Genomic DNA, 16,979 nt, shown 5'->3' with positions numbered 1-16,979 from the left:
TGGACCGGCCCGGACGGCGGTCGTACGAGGAGTCAGCCGGCGAGGCTGGTCAGCTGCTCGACGAGGCTCTTCTGGGCCTGGTCGGTCTCCGACACGTTGCCCTGCTCGGTGGTCGAGTCGATCCCGTTGTCCTGCACGATCGACTGCTCCGAGGCGGACACCGAGTCCTCGTTGGCGAAGTTGCCCAGGCCCAGCACGTCGGAGACGTTGAAGGCGGGGTTGGCCTGGGTGACCGGGGAGATGCTGTCGTTGGCCTGGTCGGTCAGCGCGCTCTGCTCGTTCGACGCCGTGCCGGTGGTGCTCTGGGTCTGGGTCCGCTCCTCGTTGACGTCGACGTCGCCGTCCTGGGCCAGCGCGGTTCCGGCCACCCCGAGGGTCATCGGGACGGCGAGGGCGGTCGCGGCGAGAGTGCGCACGGACTTACGCATGAGTCGGAGTTTCCTCTCCTGTCGAATCTGCTGTCACGCTCCGTCGATCACTCCGGCGGAGCTGCCCCGAACGTATCCCGCGGTGATCACCCGGTAGTGCGCGCGGGTGGTGAGCAATTGCTCCCGATCGAGGTGAACGCTCCGGCACTGTATCCGAAGCCCGGGCCATTCCCATGCTCCTGAGCTGCGGAGATCGTGGATCCGGCGGTATCGGACCACCTGCGCGTCGGCGGACGGACGACCGCTCGGCACATGACACTCGATGGAGTGAAAACCGGTTGGAGGATGAATGCGAAAGACGGCCTGGGATCGGCTCATCCGGTGGTCACGGCGGCATTCCGGGACGCCGGGCTCCGCCAGAAACCGAGGACGCGGGCGAGTACGTAGAGCACCACCGTCGCGACGAGCGCGCCCACTCCCAGTGCCATCGGGCCGTAGCTGATCACGATCAGCGGGAGCACCGCGGTCAGCAGGCCGCCCCCGACGAAGGGGCTCAGGAACGGGGCGCGCAGGGCGTAGGCACGGGCGGCGTCGGTCCGGAAGTCCGGGTCGACGGTCCGCAGCAGCATCAGCCCGACCGACCCGCTGGCCGTCATGGTGCCGAAGGTGGCGATGCTCATCTCGACCCAGTTCTCACGGAACAGCCGGGGCCCGGCCCAGTAGAAGAAGCCCACCGCGATCACCGCGGCCAGGACGAACAGGATCATCAGCGGGACGATGTTGGCCAGCACCGCCGGCAGTGCGATCGAGGCGACCGCGGAGACCACGAGCAGGTCCAGCGCCAGGCCCTGGATCGCCCGCAGGCTGCCGACGTCGACCGCGTCGCCGAGCCGGGTCCGGCTCACCACCGCTTGCACGATCCCACCGCCGATCATCGCCAGCGGGAACAGCGGCATCCCGGGCAGGACCAGTTCGACCAGGTACTGCAGCACCCAGCCGATCAGGATCGCGACCGCGATCAACGTGCCGTGGAAGGCGAGACCGTCGACCAGGTCCTTGTTCAGCGTGACCCGGCCCATCGACGGGCGGTTCTCCTCGGAGAGGATCTCGGGCGCGTCGGCGGAGGCGCCGGCCGCCGCGGCGATGTGGCCGCGTCGGGCCGCGACGTTGATCATGATCATCCCGCCGACGATCCCGAACAGCAGCCCGGCGGTCGCCGAGGCCAGCGCCAGCGACCCGCCGTCGGACCAGCCGAGGTCGCTCAGCACCGGCTCCATCCCGGCCGCGGTCCCGTGCCCGCCCGGCCAGCCGATCTCGATCACGAGCCCGAACAGCGGGTCGAGACCGAAGACCGGGATCAGCACCGCGGCGCACAGCACCATCGGCAGGCCGATCATCAGGAAGTCGTACATGTAGCCGAGGAACAGCTGCGGTGCGATCAGCCGGTACGACGCGCGGCCGCTCGGCAGCGCGACCCCGATCAGCATCGGCGCGAACACCACAGTGATCAGGACACCCGGCAGGGCCGACCAGGTGTCGACCAGCCCCTCCGGGAACAGTCCGGCGCCGTACGGCCCGAGCGCGGCCCCGAGGATCCCGCCGATCAGCGCGGCCGGGACGAACAGCCGGCGCAGGGCCGGAACGAGCAGGCGCAGCACGACGCCGGCGAGCACGAGCAGGCCGAGGACGGCCACGGCGAACAGGAGGGCGGTGACGGCGTCACTGCCCACCTCGTCGGTCGGGAACATGGGGGCTCCTTCGGGGGAGGGTCAGTCGTTGCGGGGGAGCGGACCGAACCGGGAGAGCGCGAACGGGGCGAGGTCGTCGGGGCGGGTCCCGGTGGTCACCCAGGACGTGAGGGACTCGGCGACGGCCGGGGCGAGGGCGAAGCCGTGCGCGGTCCAGCCGGTGCCGACCCAGGCGTTGGCGAGGCCGGGGACCAGGTCGACGATCGGGATCTCGTCGGCGCTGCAGGACTCCGGTGCGTTCGCGACCGCCTCCAGTGGCTCGGCACCGGCCAGGGCGGGGAACACCTCCGCGGCGGCGCGCAGGTTCCCCCGCACCCCCTCCTCGGTGGGTTCCCCCTGACCGGTCTCCGGGTTCCGCCGGCCCCGCCAGCCGCCGCTGACCATCACCGACCCGTCGGTGAGCGGCTTCAGCGAGACCGGCCGGTGGTCGTGCCCGACCAGGTGGGTCATCGGCGGGCCGTCGTCCGGGGCGATCCGCAGCGCCTGCGGCAGGACCGGCCAGACCGGCAGCTCGACGCCCGCCGCGTCCCGGACCAGCCCGGCGGCGCCGGTGTTGGCGAGCACCAGCAGCGCGGTCCCCACCTCGAACCGGTCGCCGGTCGCGGTCCGGACGGCGACGGCCCGGTCGCCGTCCCGCTCGACGGCGACGACCTCCTGGTCCTCCCGCAGCGTCGCGCCCCGCTTCTCCGCGGCCTCGGCGAACGCCCGGGTGGTCGCGGCGTGGTCGGCGGTCCCGTCGAGCGGGCAGTACAGCGCCCCCCGCACGTCCGGGGAGACCGCGGGCTCCAGCTCGAACACCCGGTCCCGGCCGACGGCCTCGGTCGGGATCCCGAGCGCGGACTGCACGCCGGCGTGCGCGGCGGCGGCGAGCAACCCGCCGCGGGTCCCGGTGGTGTCCTGCTCGATCAGGTACAGCCCGCCGGTGCGCCGGTAGCCGGTCGGTACACCGAGCCGGTCGTCGAGCTCGGGCCAGAGCCGGTAGGCGGCCCGCATCGCCGGCAGCTCCCGCAGGTCACGCCGGTTGGCGCGCACGCCGCGCCGGCCGAACCCACCGGACGCACCGGAGGCGAGCCCGCGCGCTTCGAGCAACACGACGTCGTGGCCGGCGTCGGCGAGGTTCCACGCGGCGGCGCACCCGTATACGCCACCGCCGATAATCACGAACTGGTGCTTCATCGAGTAGAGATCCTTCGACGATCATGTCGGACTGCAATAATGTAGGAAGCACTACACGGAAAGGTCAATGCTGAAGTGGAATCGACGGCGACGTTTTACGAGCGCGTCACAGCCACCGCAGGTGAGCTGTCGGCGCGTGAGCGGGCGGTCACGGAGTTCCTGCTGAACCGGCCCACCGAGGCGGTCACGGCGTCGGCCGTCGAGCTCGCGGCCCTGGTCGGCACCAGCGACGCCACCGTCGTGCGCACCGCGCAGGCACTCGGCTACCGGGGCTTTCGCGAGCTCAAGCGGGCGGTCCTGGAGATGCTCACCGAGCGCCGTGACCCCGCGCAGGCCCTGGACCGCCGGCTCAAGAACATCGGGTCCGGGCGGGTGCTCGACCGGGTGCTCGCCGACGGCGCGGACCTGCTGCGGCGCATGCCCGAGGCGATCGACGCGGCGGACGTCGACCGGGCCGTCGACGTCGTCGTGCGGGCGCAGCGGGTGGTGGCCTACGGGATCGGACCGGCCGCGAGCACCGCCCGCTACCTCGCCACCGAGCTGCCCCGGCTCGGCCGGCGCGCCGCGGTGATCGAGACGACCGGGTTCCGGCTCGCCGACGACCTGCTCGGCATCGGCCCCGGCGACGCGATCGTGGTCTTCGCCCCGCTGCGGCTGTTCCGCGAGATCGAGGTGCTGGTCGCGCACGCCCGCGAGGAGGGCGTGCCGGTCGTCGTCGTCACCGAGGCGCTCGGGCCGGCCCTGCGGGACCGGGTCGACGTCGTGATCGCGACACCGCCGTCGACCAGCGCGGCGGTGGGGGAGAACTTCGCGTCCTGGGTGATCGCGCACAGCCTGGTGCTGGAGCTGGCGACCCGGGACGGGACGGGCTCGGTCGCGACCCGGCACCGGCTCAACCGGCTGCGTGCGGAGATCAGCGGGCCCGGGCTGGAGACCGATGTGCTCGGGCGCTGAGGCTCCCTACGGGAGGCCGGCGGAGCGCGCACCGGTGCGCACGAGCTCGGCGCCGCGCTCGTAGTCCTCGTCGGCCAGGTGGGTGGCGACGCCGACGACCGTGTGCTCCTTGCGGTACCAGGCGGTGAAGCCGCCCCCGGAGTGCGTAGTGACGGCGGCCTCGTCGTACCCGTCGCCCCAGGCGGTGTACTGCAGGGTCCGGTCGCCGATGTCGGTCCAGAACCCGGGCAGGGAGTCCCAGACCGCGTCCTGCCCCGCTGCGGTCGCGCCGGCGATCCGGCCCATGGTCTCGGCGTCGTCCCAGTGCTCGACGGCGAGGTGCCGGCCCGCGGCGGCATTGCGGGCCAGCACCGCGTCCCCGGCGGCGAGCACGTGGTCGGCGGTGGTGCGCATCCACTCGTCGACGACGATCCGGTCCCGCTCGATCGCGAGCCCGGCCGCGGCGGCGAGGCCGGCGCGGGGCGTGATGCCGGCCGCGACGAGGACGAGGTCGGCCGCGACCGGGTCGCCGTCGCGGAGGTGGACGATCTGCCGGTCACCGGGCAGCCCGTGGCCGGGCGTCTCGATGCCGGAGACCTCGGCGCCGCCGCGGAACCGGACGCCGTCGCCGGTCAGCCAGTCGGCGAGGCGGGCGCCGACCCCGTCGCCGAGCCGGACCGACTGGGGCAGTGGCTCCGCGCTGCAGATCGTGACCTCGAGACCGCGGCGGGCCAGCGACACCGCCGCCTCGCACCCGATGAACCCCGATCCGACGACGACCGCCGAGCGGGCGCCGGCGGCCCGGTCGCGCAGCCGGCGGGCGTCGTCGAGGGTGCGCAGGTAGAGGCCGAGGTCGGCGCCCGGGAACGACGGCCGGACGGGCGCGGCGCCGGTCGCGAGCACGCACCGCCGGTAGCCCACGGTGCGGCCGTCGTCGAGCCGGGCCAGCCGGTCGTGCGGCAGCAGCGCGGTGACGGTGCGCCCGAGGCGGACGTCGGCACCGAGATCACCGATCGGCAGGTCGTCGGCCTCGCTCTCGCCGCGCAGGAAGTCCTTCGACAGCGACAGGCGGAAGTAGGGCGGGGTGTCGTCGTCGGAGACCAGCAGGACCGGGCCGTCCCCGCCGTGTTCGCGGTACGCGGCCGCCGCGGCGTGGGCGGCGGGACCGCCGCCCACCACGAGCAGGCCGACCGTCTCGGTGGGCGCGTTCATGGTGGTGGGCTACCCGCACCCGGTCCGGTGACACGTGGTCGCACCCGGGTGGCGCAGTGCCGCCGTCCCCGGCTCCCGGGCCCGGGTGCGGAACCGGGTCAGGTGTCCGGACCGGCGGACAGCACCGTGCGGTAGTGCGCGATCAGCGCCTCGTCGGGGCCCGCGTGCGAGCTGACGTCGGCGCCGTCGAGGTGCGTGGCGAGGGCCTCGAAGCAGCGGTCCCATCCGGCGGCGGTGCCGCCGGTGGTGTCGCGGTCGAGGACGGTGTTGTCCAGCCGCAGCACGCAGCCGTCCCCCTCGGGCTGCAGCGTCCAGCGCAGCCGTTCACCGGCCCAGGTGAAGGCCAGCGTCGCCGGCGGGTCGAGCTCGGTGATCTCGGCGGTGTCCTGCTCGCCCCCGGGGAAGGTCAGCGTGATGACCCCGCCGACCCGCAGGTCGATCTCGACCTCGCAGGGGAACCACCGGCTCATCTGCCCCGGCTCGGTCAGCGCGGCCCACACCCGGTCGACCGGGTGCGGGTAGCGGCGCGCGAAGTGCAGGACGGGGCCGTCGGCGTCGTCGAACGTGACGTGCGTACTCATCGCGGGTCTCCTCCGTCGGGATCGTTCAGGGAGTCGAGGTGTGTGCCCAGGTCGTCGAGTCGCTCCTCCCAGAACGCCCGGTGCGGTGCCAGCCACGCCTCGAGCCCGGACAGCGCATCCGGACGTAGCAGGTAGCGACGCTGCTGGGACTCGACGACGACGTCGACCATGCCCATCTCGCGCAACACGCGCAGGTGCTTCGACACCGTCGGTTGGCTCACCGAGAGTGCCGCCGCGAGCTCACCGACCAGGCAGCCCCGTGGCCGGCGCAGCTGGTCCAGGACGTCTCGCCTCGTCGGATCGGCGAGGACGTCGAACACATCGCGCACTCAGGGAATATGTCGGATCAGGCATATACTCGTCAAGGCACATGAGATCGAGACTGCCTCGGCGGCCACAGGTGGCGCCGCACAGGTTCCGGCTCCACCGCACAGGTCGTGGCTGGTGCGGCGGGACCACAACCTGTGCGGCACGCGCCTGGTCACGCCCGCGGGTGGTCGAGAGGTGACCAGTGAGACTCAGTGCTCGGGGCCAGCCGCGCCAGCGTGCGTTCGCGCGTGCGCTGTAGCACGACGCCGCCGAGGGCGAACACGGCCAGCGCGGGCATTGCCAGGGTGGTCACCCAGGAGTAGAGCGAGCCGGCAGCGAGGTCGGAGAAGTACAGGGCGTAGGCCCAGTAGAACGGGCCGGTCGCTCCCGGAGTCACGAGTCTCCGCCGTTGCTGGATGGTCCAGGCCTGCGCGTAGCTCCGGTGCGCCGTCGGGATCGATCCGCCGCGGCGCAGTGCGGTGGCGACCGCCGCGCGTTCGGTCGGCGTCAGCGCGCGGGACAGCACCAGCATGGTGCGGTCGTGCGGGTACGGAGCGGCCGCGTTCGCCCAGCCCACCGCCGCCAGCGCCAGTGCACACAGCAGGCCCACCGCGCACAGCACGCCCCGGTGCAGCGCGGCGCCGTCGTCTTCGGCGGCATCGATCAGCCACACCGATACGACCACCGCCGCGGCGAGTCCGCCGATGATCAGTGAGCGCGTCGCCAGTACGCGAGCCGAGCTCGGGAGCTGGGGTCGCTGATGCCGGGTCGCACGCTCACATCGGGCGTCGGTTGCTCCTTCCGGGGACGGGTCCGTCACGTCGTGTCCCCGTCCGTGCCGCCCAGGCGGTCCCGCACCACCGCTGCCCCCTCCGCCGCAACCCACGACACTGTCCCACCGTCTCGTGTGGACGTGCCGGAGCAAGGGCTCGGATCTCAGACCCGTAGGACCTTGCCCGGGTTGAGGATCCCGGTCGGATCGAGGGTGCGCTTGATGTCCCGCTGCAGGCCCAGCCCGTCGGGCCCGAGCTCGGTCTCCAGCCACTCGGCCTTCAGCACCCCGACCCCGTGCTCACCGGTGATCGTCCCGCCCAGATCGAGGGTGAGCTGCATGACCTGGTCGAAAGCGATCATCGCGCGGCGGACCTGCTCGGGGTCGGCCGGGTCGAAGACCACCGAGGGGTGCATGTTGCCGTCGCCGGCGTGCCCGGTGCAGGTGATCAGGACGTCGTTGTCGCGGCTGATCTTCTCGACGCCCACGACGAGGTCGACGAGCACCGATCGGGGCACGCAGGCGTCCTCCGACAGGAACGCTCCGAGCAGCTCGGTCGCGACACCGACGCTGCGCCGGGCCTCCAGCAGCATCGCGGACTCCGCGGCGTCCTCGGCCAGGACGACGTCACCGCCGTGGGCCGTTGCGACCTTCTCGAACTCGACCAGGTCCTGCGCCGCGAGCGCGCCGCGGTCGGACTGCATGAGCAGCATCGCGCCGGCGTCGTCGGGGAACCCGAGGTCCTTGTGGCGGCGCACGACCTCCATCGACAACCGGTCCATCAGCTCCAGCAGCGCCGGCTGCCCGCCGCCGGCCAGGTAGTCGCACACCGTCGCGCACGCCGACGCGGCGTCCGGGAAGAACGCGACCGCGGTCAGGGCGGTCTCGGCGGCGGGGCGCAGCGCCAGCGTCACCTTCGTGACGACGCCCAGCGTCCCCTCGGACCCGACGAACAGCCGGGTCAGGTCGTAGCCCGCGACGCCCTTCGCGGTGGACCGGCCGGTCCGCACCACCCGGCCGTCGGCGAGCACGACCTCCAGCCCGCGGACGTACTCGGCGGTCACCCCGTACTTCACGCAGCACAGCCCGCCCGCGTTGGTCGCGACGTTGCCGCCGATCGTCGAGGACTCCCACGACGACGGGTCCGGCGGGTAGAACAGCCCCTTCTCGGCGACCGCCCGGGACAGCACCGCGTTCACCACACCCGGTTCGACCACCGCGACGGCGTTGGTCTCGTCGATCGACAGGATGCGGTTCATCCGCTCCAGCGAGAGCAGCAGGCAGCCCTCGATCGCGTTCGCGCCGCCGGCCAGCCCAGTACGGGCGCCCTGCGGGACGACGGGTACGCCGTGCCGGTGCGCGAACCGCAGCACCGCCGAGACCTCCTCGACGCTGCGCGGCCGCACCAGGGCGGCGGCGCGGCCGTTCGGGCAGAACGGTGCGCTGTCGCGTTCGTGCGAGGCGACCACGTCGGGATCGGTGACGACGAGCCCGTCGCGCAGGTCGGTGAGCTCGGCGAGGACGGCGGCGGCGTTGCCGGAGGTGGTCACGGTGGCACTCCGAGGACGTCGTTGTCGGGCAGATCGGACCGGCAGGGCCCGGGGCGGGCGGGGGGCATCCCGCCCGCCCCGGATGATCTCAGGAAGCGAGCTTGACGTCTGCCGCCACGAGGGCGGCGCGCAGCGTCTCGCGCTCGGCGTCGCTGACCGGGGTCAGCGGGGACAGGCTCGTCCCGCCGTTGCGGCCCTGGAGCTCCAGCGCGACCTTGATCCGGGCGGTCATGTTCGGACCGTCGATGGCCCGCCACACCGGCAGCTGCTTGTTGTGCAGCTCCTTGGCGGTCTCGAGATCACCGCGCTGCACGGCGTCCCACTGCGCCAGGCACAGCTCGGGGACGACGGTCAGCGTCGCCGAGATCGCGCCCTCGGCACCCATCAGGTAGCTCGGGAACAGCAGGTCGTCGACGGCGGTGAAGACCTTGCCGCCCTCCGGGTTCATGTGCAGCAGGTCGGCGAGCTGGTGGATGTTGCCACCGGACTGCTTGACGCCGATCACGCTCGGGATCTCGTTCATGACCCGGGCGACCGTGGTGGCCGGGATCAGCGCGTAGGGGATGACGTTGTAGATGACGATCGGCAGACCGGTCTCGTCGGCGATCCGCCGGTAGTACTCGACGGTGGTGTCCTCGTCCGGCTGGAACAGGTAGTGCACCGGGGTGACCTGCAGGGCGTCCACACCAGTCTCGGCGATCGCCTTGCCGTAGCGGATCACCTCCTTGGTGCTGTCCTGGATGATGCCGGCGATGACCGGGACCTGGCCCTTGGTCTCCTCGACGGCGGTACGCGCGATCGCGACCGAGTCCTCCAGCGACAGCATCTGGCCGTCGCCGGTGCTGCCGGTGACGCACAGGCCGTGCGCTCCGAGGTCGAGGTGGTAGCGGACCTCGGCGCGCAGCGCGTCCAGGTCCGGCTGCTCGTCGGCGGTGAACGGGCTGACCAGCGGGGGGATGATGCCGTGGATGTCGAGGGTCATCGTCGAGTTGCCTCTCGGTCGGGTGACGTGCGGGAGTGATCGCGGTCCGGGGCTCTCAAGAGCGGATCCGGGGACGTCCGGTCAGAAATGTAACCGGTAACATCGAAGAGCCTGACCGGTCCTCCCGGGACGTGTCAAGGTCGGTCAGCTCACTGCTGCGATCGCGGCGCACGACGCGCGGATGCGCAGCTCGGTGGGCAGCACGACGTCGGGGACGTCGGCAGCGGTCCCGTCGCCGGACCGGTCGAGCTCGGCGAACAGGATCCGGCCCGCCGCGGCCCCGATCTCGTAGGCGGGCTGGGCGATCGCGGTGAGCGGCGGGTCGACGAACGGGAACAGGTCGGTGTCGTCGAACGTGATCAGCGACAGGTCGTCGGGCAGGCGCAGGCCGCGGTCGCGCAGCGCACCGAGCGCGCCGATGGCGAGCATGTTGTTGAACGAGAACACCGCCGTCGGCCGGACCGGCAGGTCGAGCACCTCCAGCATCGCTCGGTGCCCGCCGTCGACACCGAGGAAGCCCTCCCGCACGCACTCCGGGCGCACCCGCAGGCCGGCCTCGGTGCACGCGGCACGGAACCCGGCCAGTCGCTGCGACGCCGTCGCCATCCCGGCCGGGCCGGAGATCATGCCCAGGTCGGTGTGCCCGAGCCCGATGAGGTGCCGGACGGCGTCCCGGGCCGCCGAGAGGCTGTCTGTGCGCACCAGCGGGACGGTGGGCAGGTCTGGCGGACGACGGTCGATGAGGACGGTCGGGATCTCGTTGCGCAGCAACCGGTGCACCCCGTCGGCGGTGTCGCCGGTGGACAGCAGCGCGGCGGCGTCGACGGTCCGGCGGGCGAACGACTCCAGGATCTGCGCCTCGCGGTGCGGGTCGAAGTCCGAGCTGGAGATCAGCACCTGGTAGCCGTGCCGGACCGCCTCGTCCTCCAGACCGCGGGCGACCTGGCCGGTGAAGGGGTTGGCGATGTCGGAGACGAGCAGGCCCAGCAGCCGGGTCCGGCCGCGGGAGAGGCTGGCGGCCACGCCGTTCACGACGTAGTCGAGCTCCTTGACCGCGCGCAGCACCCGCTCCGTGCGGTCCGGGCTCACGGTCGCGCCGCCGTTGAGGACGCGTACGACGGTCGCAGTCGAGACGCCCGCCGCCCGGGCCACGTCGCGAATGCTCGCCACCGCTGCTCGCCCCCTCCCGCCGGCGGCACGATCGTAGCCACGCCGTCGCCGGGCGAGGGGCGGGTCGTCCCGCTCGGCGATCGCCGGCCGGGTTCCGGGAGGTGCCACGGATGGCACGGACCGGAACCCGGCTGCTGATCACGGTGCCTGGACCTGCCCACCGACGACGCCTGCCCACCGACGACGCCTGCCCACCGACGACGCCTGCCCACCGACGCCGCCTGACCCCGGTGATCGCCGTTCGGGTGCCGGCCGGTGCCGTCCGCGGCACCTACCGGAACCCGGCCGATGATCACCGCGGCGGCGGCCCCCGGCGGACGCGCGCGCCGGACGACACGGGACCGGAGGACTGCCGGTGTCACAGCACCGCCGGCACCTCCGCGTCCGGCTCGGCGACCCCGGCCGCGGCGGCGAACAGCAGCGCGATCCCGACCGCACCCGGGTCCGGTTCCCCGACCGCGCGGTCGCCGACGTAGCTGGCGCGCCCCATCCGGGCCCGCAGCTCCGCGGTGTGCCGGGCCCCGTCGGCGGCCGCGCGGGCCGCGGCGGCGAACCCGCCGGGCATCGCCTCGACGGCGGGCGTCAGCGCGTCGACCAGCGTGCGGTCGCCGACCTGTGCCTCCCCGACGCGCTGGATCGCCTCCAGGCCCGACCGCGCCCCCGCGCCGAACGCCGAGACCGGGTCGTCGTCGCCGTCGAGCGCGCGGGCGATCTCGGTGAACAGCAGCCCGAGCAGCGGCCCGCTGGTCCCGCCGACGTCGTCGAGGAACACCGATCCGAGCGCGCCGAACGCGGTCCCGCCGTTGCTCTCGAAGCGGCCGACGGCGTCGCGCAGCCCGCCGCGCAGGTTGTCGCCGAAGTCGCCGTCGCCGCTGCGCTGGTCGAGGGCGGTGAGCTCGGCGTGGCCGTCCTCGGCGGCCCGGGCGAACGCGCGCAGCACCGCCTCCTGGTCGAATGTCACGAGGTCTCCTCCGGACGCTGGTGCGGGAACGCGGGGGTGTCGGACGGGGCGCTCCAGAACGGGAGCCACTCCGGGACCGTGCGGGTGAGGCTGAGCGAGAACCCGGTCATGTCCAGCGCCGGGACCAGCGTGCCGACCAGCCGGCCGGCGACGGACAGACCGCGCCGGTCCAGCCCGTCGGCGACCAGGTCGTAGAGGCCGTAGAGCTCCAGCAGCGTGCTGCCGCCGAGACCGTTGACGACCGTGATCACGTCGTCGCCGGTGCCGGGCAGCGCTGCGACCAGCTCGTCGAGCATCCGGTCGACGAGGTCCTCCGTCGACGGGCGCTCGATCGACTTCTGGGCCCGCTCGCCGTGGATGCCGACGCCGTACTCGAGCTCGCCGTCCGCCAGCTCGAACGACGGGCGCCCGGTGTGCATCGAGGTCTGCGCGCGGGAGGCGACCGCGAGGCTGCGCGAGGCGCCGGCGACCGCGGTGCCGAGCTCGGCGAGCTCGTCCAGCCCGAGCCCGGAGTCCGCGGCCCCGCCGAGGATCTTCTCCACGACGACGGTCGCGCCGGTCCCGCGCCGGCCGGTCGCGGTCTCGTCGGACTCGGTGGCGAGGTCGTCGTCGACCAGCACCCGGCGGACGTCGACGCCCTCCATCCGCAGCCGTTCGGCGGCGATCCCGAAGTTGATCCGGTCCCCGGTGTAGTTCTTGACGACGTGCACGACGCCGTCCGGTCCGGCGGCGGCCCGCGAGGCCTCGAGGACCTGCCGGTTGTGCGGGGAGGCGAAGACCTTCCCGGGGGCGACGGCGTCGAGCATCCCGACGCCGAGGAACCCCGCGTGCAGCGGTTCGTGGCCCGATCCGCCGCCGGAGACGAGGCCGACCCGGCGGGCGGGGTGGCGGTGCCGGGCGACGATGTGCGGCGGCGACTCGCGCAGCTCGACGAGATCGGCGTGCGCCCGGGCGAACCCGCGCAGGGCGGGTGGGACCGGGTCCCCGTCGTGCGGGTGGAAGGGCAGGCTCATCCGGCGTTTCTCCTTCAGGGGTCGAGGGACGGGTGGTGGTCGGGGACCGGGCTCACGCGCGTCCGGCGGTGTCCTTCTCCGCGGCGCGGTCCTTGCGCCCGGACCGCCAGACCCAGAACAGCGTCAGCACGATCAGCGCCCAGAACAGCAGCGACGCCGGCCGGGTGAAGAACACCGTCCAGTCCCCGTGGGTGATCGTCATGGCCCGGCGGAAGTTGACCTCGGCCATCGGGCCGAGGATGAGGCCGAGGATCAGCGGTGAGACCGGGAAGTCGTTGCGCACCATCAGGTAGCCGAGGACTCCGAACAGGATCGCGACGAGCACGTCGGCGAACCGGTTGTTGATCGCATAGGCGCCGACCAGGCACAGCAGCGAGATCACCGGGATGAGCACGTGCGGCGGGACCCGCACGACGTGCGAGAAGGCCCGGACCGCCGTCGTCCCGATCACCAGCACCAGCAGCGCGGACACGATGAAGCTCGCGAAGATCGTGTAGACGATCCCGGACTGCGGCCCGGTGAACAGGTCCGGGCCCGGGGTCAGGCCGTGCACGAGCAGCCCGCCGAGCAGCACGGCCGTGCCGGCCTCGCCCGGGATGCCGAGGGTGAAGGTCGGGATCATCGCGCCGCCGACGACGCCGTTGTTCGCCGCCTCCGGCCCGGCGACGCCGGTCGGGTTCCCCTTCCCGAACGGGACCCGGCCGCGGTTGCGACGCCGGGCGTCGGAGTAGGCCAGGAAGGCGCCGATGTCCGTGCCGGTGCCCGGGATGGCGCCGACGAACGAGCCGATCACCGAGCCACGGGCCATCGTGGGGGTGGTGTCGCGCAGGTTCGCCCGCGAGATCCAGCGGGGGCCTCGGAGCTCGGGTGGGCGCTGCGACCCGGCCCGGTCGGCGATCATCACCAGCACCTGGGTGATCCCGAAGACACCGATCAGTACCGGGATCAGCGAGACCCCGCCGTAGAGCGTGTCGGACCCCATCGTCAGCCGGAGCTGGCCGGAGACCGGGTCGAGCCCGACCACGCCCAGGGTGAGCCCGAGCAGCCCGGCGGCGTAGCCCTTGACCAGCGACCGGCCGGACACCGCGGAGATGATCGTCAGGCCGTAGATCGCCAGGACGAAGAACTCCGGCGCCTGGAAGTTGAGCGCGAACCGGGCGATGGTCGGTGCGAGCACCGCCATCAGCAGGCCGGACACCACGCCGCCGACGGCACCGGCCAGCATCGCGATGCTCAGCGCCTCGCGGCCGTGGCCGGCGCGCGACATCGGGTAGCCCTCCAGCGCGGTCGCCGCCGACGCCGGGGTCCCCGGGACATTGAGCAGGATCGCCGGGATGGCACCACCGGCGATGCCGCCGGCGAAGATCCCGACCATCGCCGAGAGCCCGACCTCCGGGGGCATCAGGAAGGTGAAGGGCAGGAACAGCGCCATGCCCATGGTGGCGGTGAGGCCCGGCAAAGCGCCGACGACCAGACCCGCGGTGACGGCGGCGGCGAGCGCCCCGAACACGGCCGGCGAGGTGAACAGCGTGGCGAAGCCGCCGAACAGCGGCGTGAGGACGTCCATCATCCCCCCAGCAGCAGGTCGATCGGCCCCACCGGCAGCGGGACGGCGAACACCCGGCTGAACAGCAGCAGCGCCAGCCAGCTGGACACGGCCCCGACCACGACCGGGCTCCACCAGGTGCGGGCGCCACCGAGGAACCCGAGCACCGTGAGCAGCCCGGTGAAGACGAGGAAGAAGCCGAGCAGCGGCAGCAGCACGTACGCGGCCAGCAGCGCGCCGACGGTGAGCAGCACCGGTGTGGGCGGCACCCACCCGCCCGGTCCGGCCGGGCGGGCGGTGCGCAGCTCGGTGATCACCAGCAGGACGGCGACGACGACCATCAGCACCGCGATGAGCAGCGGCACCGCAGCCGGACCCGGCTCCCCACCGGCACCGTCCCGGTAGCCGGGGGCCTCGAGTCCGATCAGGACCGCGGCGAGGAGCAGGATCCCGGCGACGACGAGGACCGGCACACGCTGCCCGGCCGGCTGATCGTCCGCCGCGGTCACCGAGGCCTCGCCGGGGAGCTCGTCAGGACGTGCCACCGGATCCGTCCGTGTCGTCCAGGAGGTCGACGTAGAGCTCCGAGGACTCGGTGAAGAAGCTCTGGAACTCCTCGGTCGGCCGCACGTCGATGCCGAAGCTGTTGGAGTTCATGACCTCGGTGAAGCCCGGCTCGTCGGCCATGGCGACGAAGGCGTCGTTCAGGGTCGCGACGGTCGCCGGGTCCATCCCGGCCGGTCCGGCCAGACCCCGGAAGGTGCCGATCTCCACGTCGTAGCCCTGCTCGGTGAAGGTCGGGACGTCGGGCAGCGTGTCGAGCCGCTCGGGCGCGGCCAGGCCGAGGACCTTCATCTCACCGGCGGCGACCTGCGCGGCCACCTCGCCGATCGAGAACGACATCGCGTCCAGGTCGCCGCCGAGGACGGCCTGGGCGGCGGCCGCCGCGCCGTCGTAGGGAACCCGGGTGACCTCGATGCCGGCCTCGCGTTCGATGGCCGCCGTGGCCAGGTCCCAGGCCAGGCCCGGCCCGGAGTTGCCGATCGACAGCCCGCCCGGTTCGGCCTGCGCGGCGACGACGAACTCCTCGACGGTGTTCCACGGGGCGTCCGCGCGTACGGCCAGGGCCGCGGGGTCCTGGTTGATCATCGTGATGAGCGTGAAGTCCTCGAGCCCGAAGTCGTAGAGCCCCTGCTCGCGCAGGAAGGAGATCTCGGGGGAGACGATCGTGAGGGTGTAGCCGTCGGGCTCGGTCGAGCGCGCGATCTCGCCCCAGCCGATCGCGCCGGAGCTGCCGGGCTTGTTCACGACGTTGATCTGCTGCCCGAGGTGGTCGGGTGCGGACTGCGCGAACGCCCTGGTCATGATGTCGGTGCCGCCGCCGGCGCTCCAGGCCACGACCATCGAGACCGGCTGGCCCGGGTAGTCGCCGTCGGCGGCGCCGCCGCCCGAGCCGGGGGTCTGGGCGCAGGCGCTGAGGGAGAGCGTGAGGGCTGCGAGCAGGCCCACGGCTGCGGTTCGTACGGTGCGCGTCATCGAGCAGTCCTTTCGGGGGTCAGGCGATCGGGAAGCTACTGCAATCGATTACAGTCGGTCAATCGGCCCCTCTCGAGCGCAGCGTCCGCTGTGGACTTCGGCGGGGATACGCTCGACGGTGGCGGCGGCGCGGAGGTGGACGATGGCGACGATGGCCGAGGTCGCGGCGCGCGCCGGGGTCTCGACGGCCACGGTGTCGCGGGTCCTGGCCGGCAAGCCGGTCCGGCCGGACTCCGCCGAGGCGGTCCGGGCGGCGGCCACGGAGCTCGACTACGAGCTCGACCGGACCGCGCGCTCGCTGCGCCGGCGCTACAGCGACCTGCTCGCACTCGTCGTGCCCGACGTCGAGAACCCCTTCTTCACCGCGGTCGCGCGGGGTGTCGAGGACACCGCCCGGCGGGCCGGGCTGTCGGTCGTGCTGTGCAACAGCGACGACGACCCCGACAAGGAGCGCCGCTACCTGGCGATCGCCGCCAGCGAGAACATGGCCGGCGCGATCGTCGCCCCCGCGGCCGGCGACCTGCCGGTGGGCGGGCTCGCCCGCAAGGGCGCCACCGTCGTGGTGATCGACCGGTCGGTCGAGGCCGACGTCGACCAGGTCGGCTTCGACAACGTCGCCCTGGGGCGGGAGGCCACCCGGCTGCTGATCGACCGGGGGTGCCGCCGGATCGCCTGCATCTCCGGCCCGAGCGGCATGGGTACCGCCCGCGACCGGGAGCTCGGCTGGCGCGCGGCGCTGGCGGAGGCCGGGCTCGAGGTGCCGCCGGAGTACCTGCGGCACGCCAACTTCCGGGTCGACGGCGGCCGGCGCGCGACCGAGGGGCTGCTCGGTGTCACGCCGTGGCCCGAGGCCGTGCTGGCGACCAACAACATGGTCGGCATCGGGGCGCTGCAGGCGCTCGCGGCCTCGCCCGGTGACGAGCCCCGGCCCGAGGTCGCCGTGATCGGCGACCTGCCGTACGCGACCACCGACGTCTCCGGACTGGTGCAGGTGCCGCTGCGGCCCCGTGAGCTCGGGGTCCGCGCCGCGGAGATGTTCCTCGAGCGTCTCGGGGGATTCACCGGCGCCGCGCGCCGGGTAGTGCTGGACGGCACGACGACGGGCGCGGAGCCCGCATGATC

Annotated in this window: 17 protein-coding genes; 2 read left to right on the top strand and 15 right to left on the bottom strand. The window is 73.1% G+C overall.

Features of this window, described 5'->3' with window-relative positions; translation table 11 throughout:
* Positions 1–32: 32 nt before the first annotated feature.
* The 3 genes from WIS52_RS23130 to WIS52_RS23120 all read right to left on the bottom strand — a co-directional run bounded on the left by WIS52_RS23130 (position 33) and on the right by WIS52_RS23120 (position 3,292).
* Positions 33–428: a hypothetical protein gene (locus WIS52_RS23130; protein ID WP_349300443.1), complete on the bottom strand. Its 396-nt coding sequence runs from the start codon at positions 426–428 to the stop codon at positions 33–35.
* A gap of 314 nt (positions 429–742) precedes the next feature.
* Positions 743–2,116 carry a sodium/glutamate symporter gene (locus tag WIS52_RS23125; RefSeq protein WP_349300442.1) on the bottom strand — a complete coding sequence of 458 codons (1,374 nt, stop codon included), beginning with the start codon at positions 2,114–2,116 and terminating at the stop codon, positions 743–745.
* Positions 2,117–2,137: 21 nt separating this feature from the next.
* Entirely contained in the window at positions 2,138–3,292 is a 1,155-nt protein-coding gene (locus WIS52_RS23120) for an NAD(P)/FAD-dependent oxidoreductase (protein WP_349300441.1), read from the bottom strand.
* 75 nt (positions 3,293–3,367) lie between these two features.
* Here WIS52_RS23120 and WIS52_RS23115 point away from each other — a divergent pair, with 75 nt between their 5' ends.
* Complete coding sequence (locus WIS52_RS23115; protein ID WP_349300440.1) at positions 3,368–4,246, top strand: MurR/RpiR family transcriptional regulator; 879 nt, start codon at positions 3,368–3,370, stop codon at positions 4,244–4,246.
* A 6-nt stretch (positions 4,247–4,252) separates the two neighbouring features.
* On the opposite strand, the gene WIS52_RS23110 is transcribed toward WIS52_RS23115, so the two are convergent.
* The 12 genes from WIS52_RS23110 to WIS52_RS23055 all read right to left on the bottom strand — a co-directional run bounded on the left by WIS52_RS23110 (position 4,253) and on the right by WIS52_RS23055 (position 15,857).
* A complete protein-coding gene (locus tag WIS52_RS23110) occupies positions 4,253–5,437 on the bottom strand; it encodes an NAD(P)/FAD-dependent oxidoreductase (RefSeq protein ID WP_349300439.1) in 1,185 nt (394 codons plus the stop codon).
* A gap of 98 nt (positions 5,438–5,535) precedes the next feature.
* On the bottom strand, positions 5,536–6,018 hold the full coding sequence (locus WIS52_RS23105; protein ID WP_349300438.1) for an SRPBCC family protein: 483 nt from the start codon (positions 6,016–6,018) through the stop codon (positions 5,536–5,538).
* Positions 6,015–6,347 (bottom strand): ArsR/SmtB family transcription factor, encoded by a 333-nt coding sequence (locus tag WIS52_RS23100; RefSeq protein WP_349300437.1) that lies wholly within the window; start codon positions 6,345–6,347, stop codon positions 6,015–6,017. Before WIS52_RS23100 ends, WIS52_RS23105 begins: the two co-directional genes overlap by 4 nt.
* A gap of 152 nt (positions 6,348–6,499) precedes the next feature.
* Positions 6,500–7,000, bottom strand: a complete 501-nt coding sequence (locus WIS52_RS23095; protein ID WP_349300436.1) for a hypothetical protein — start codon at positions 6,998–7,000, stop codon at positions 6,500–6,502.
* 263 nt (positions 7,001–7,263) lie between these two features.
* The gene (locus tag WIS52_RS23090; protein WP_349300435.1) at positions 7,264–8,649 is read right to left on the bottom strand and encodes an FAD-binding oxidoreductase; all 1,386 of its coding nucleotides are present in this window, start codon (positions 8,647–8,649) and stop codon (positions 7,264–7,266) included.
* A gap of 88 nt (positions 8,650–8,737) precedes the next feature.
* Complete coding sequence (locus tag WIS52_RS23085) at positions 8,738–9,631, bottom strand: dihydrodipicolinate synthase family protein (protein WP_349300434.1); 894 nt, start codon at positions 9,629–9,631, stop codon at positions 8,738–8,740.
* Positions 9,632–9,775: 144 nt separating this feature from the next.
* Entirely contained in the window at positions 9,776–10,801 is a 1,026-nt protein-coding gene (locus tag WIS52_RS23080) for a LacI family DNA-binding transcriptional regulator (protein WP_349300433.1), read from the bottom strand.
* A gap of 358 nt (positions 10,802–11,159) precedes the next feature.
* Positions 11,160–11,762 (bottom strand): DAK2 domain-containing protein, encoded by a 603-nt coding sequence (locus WIS52_RS23075; protein ID WP_349300432.1) that lies wholly within the window; start codon positions 11,760–11,762, stop codon positions 11,160–11,162.
* A complete protein-coding gene (locus WIS52_RS23070) occupies positions 11,759–12,775 on the bottom strand; it encodes a dihydroxyacetone kinase subunit DhaK (protein ID WP_349300431.1) in 1,017 nt (338 codons plus the stop codon). Before WIS52_RS23070 ends, WIS52_RS23075 begins: the two co-directional genes overlap by 4 nt.
* 52 nt (positions 12,776–12,827) lie before the next feature.
* Positions 12,828–14,342: a tripartite tricarboxylate transporter permease gene (locus WIS52_RS23065; RefSeq protein ID WP_349300430.1), complete on the bottom strand. Its 1,515-nt coding sequence runs from the start codon at positions 14,340–14,342 to the stop codon at positions 12,828–12,830.
* A complete protein-coding gene (locus WIS52_RS23060; protein WP_349300429.1) occupies positions 14,342–14,866 on the bottom strand; it encodes a tripartite tricarboxylate transporter TctB family protein in 525 nt (174 codons plus the stop codon). Before WIS52_RS23060 ends, WIS52_RS23065 begins: the two co-directional genes overlap by 1 nt.
* A complete protein-coding gene (locus WIS52_RS23055; protein WP_349300428.1) occupies positions 14,853–15,857 on the bottom strand; it encodes a tripartite tricarboxylate transporter substrate binding protein in 1,005 nt (334 codons plus the stop codon). Before WIS52_RS23055 ends, WIS52_RS23060 begins: the two co-directional genes overlap by 14 nt.
* Positions 15,858–15,999: 142 nt before the next feature.
* Between WIS52_RS23055 and WIS52_RS23050 the strand changes: the two genes are divergently transcribed.
* Positions 16,000–16,977 (top strand): LacI family DNA-binding transcriptional regulator, encoded by a 978-nt coding sequence (locus tag WIS52_RS23050; RefSeq protein ID WP_349300427.1) that lies wholly within the window; start codon positions 16,000–16,002, stop codon positions 16,975–16,977.
* The last annotated feature ends 2 nt before the right edge of the window (positions 16,978–16,979 follow it).

This window comes from Pseudonocardia nematodicida, assembly GCF_040105385.1.
Taxonomy (GTDB): domain Bacteria; phylum Actinomycetota; class Actinomycetes; order Mycobacteriales; family Pseudonocardiaceae; genus Pseudonocardia; species Pseudonocardia nematodicida.
This window is presented reverse-complemented; position numbering and strand designations above follow the sequence as displayed.

Bases quoted from the DNA above. Each gene is read 5' to 3' on its own strand.
- WIS52_RS23070 (WP_349300431.1), bottom strand. From the start codon at position 12,775: ATGAGCCTGCCCTTCCACCCGCACGACGGGGACCCGGTCCCACCCGCC.
- WIS52_RS23085 (WP_349300434.1), bottom strand. From the start codon at position 9,631: ATGACCCTCGACATCCACGGCATCATCCCCCCGCTGGTCAGCCCGTTC.
- WIS52_RS23065 (WP_349300430.1), bottom strand. From the start codon at position 14,342: ATGGACGTCCTCACGCCGCTGTTCGGCGGCTTCGCCACGCTGTTCACC.
- WIS52_RS23120 (WP_349300441.1), bottom strand. From the start codon at position 3,292: ATGAAGCACCAGTTCGTGATTATCGGCGGTGGCGTATACGGGTGCGCC.
- WIS52_RS23110 (WP_349300439.1), bottom strand. From the start codon at position 5,437: ATGAACGCGCCCACCGAGACGGTCGGCCTGCTCGTGGTGGGCGGCGGT.
- WIS52_RS23050 (WP_349300427.1), top strand. From the start codon at position 16,000: ATGGCGACGATGGCCGAGGTCGCGGCGCGCGCCGGGGTCTCGACGGCC.
- WIS52_RS23055 (WP_349300428.1), bottom strand. From the start codon at position 15,857: ATGACGCGCACCGTACGAACCGCAGCCGTGGGCCTGCTCGCAGCCCTC.
- WIS52_RS23130 (WP_349300443.1), bottom strand. From the start codon at position 428: ATGCGTAAGTCCGTGCGCACTCTCGCCGCGACCGCCCTCGCCGTCCCG.
- WIS52_RS23105 (WP_349300438.1), bottom strand. From the start codon at position 6,018: ATGAGTACGCACGTCACGTTCGACGACGCCGACGGCCCCGTCCTGCAC.
- WIS52_RS23125 (WP_349300442.1), bottom strand. From the start codon at position 2,116: ATGTTCCCGACCGACGAGGTGGGCAGTGACGCCGTCACCGCCCTCCTG.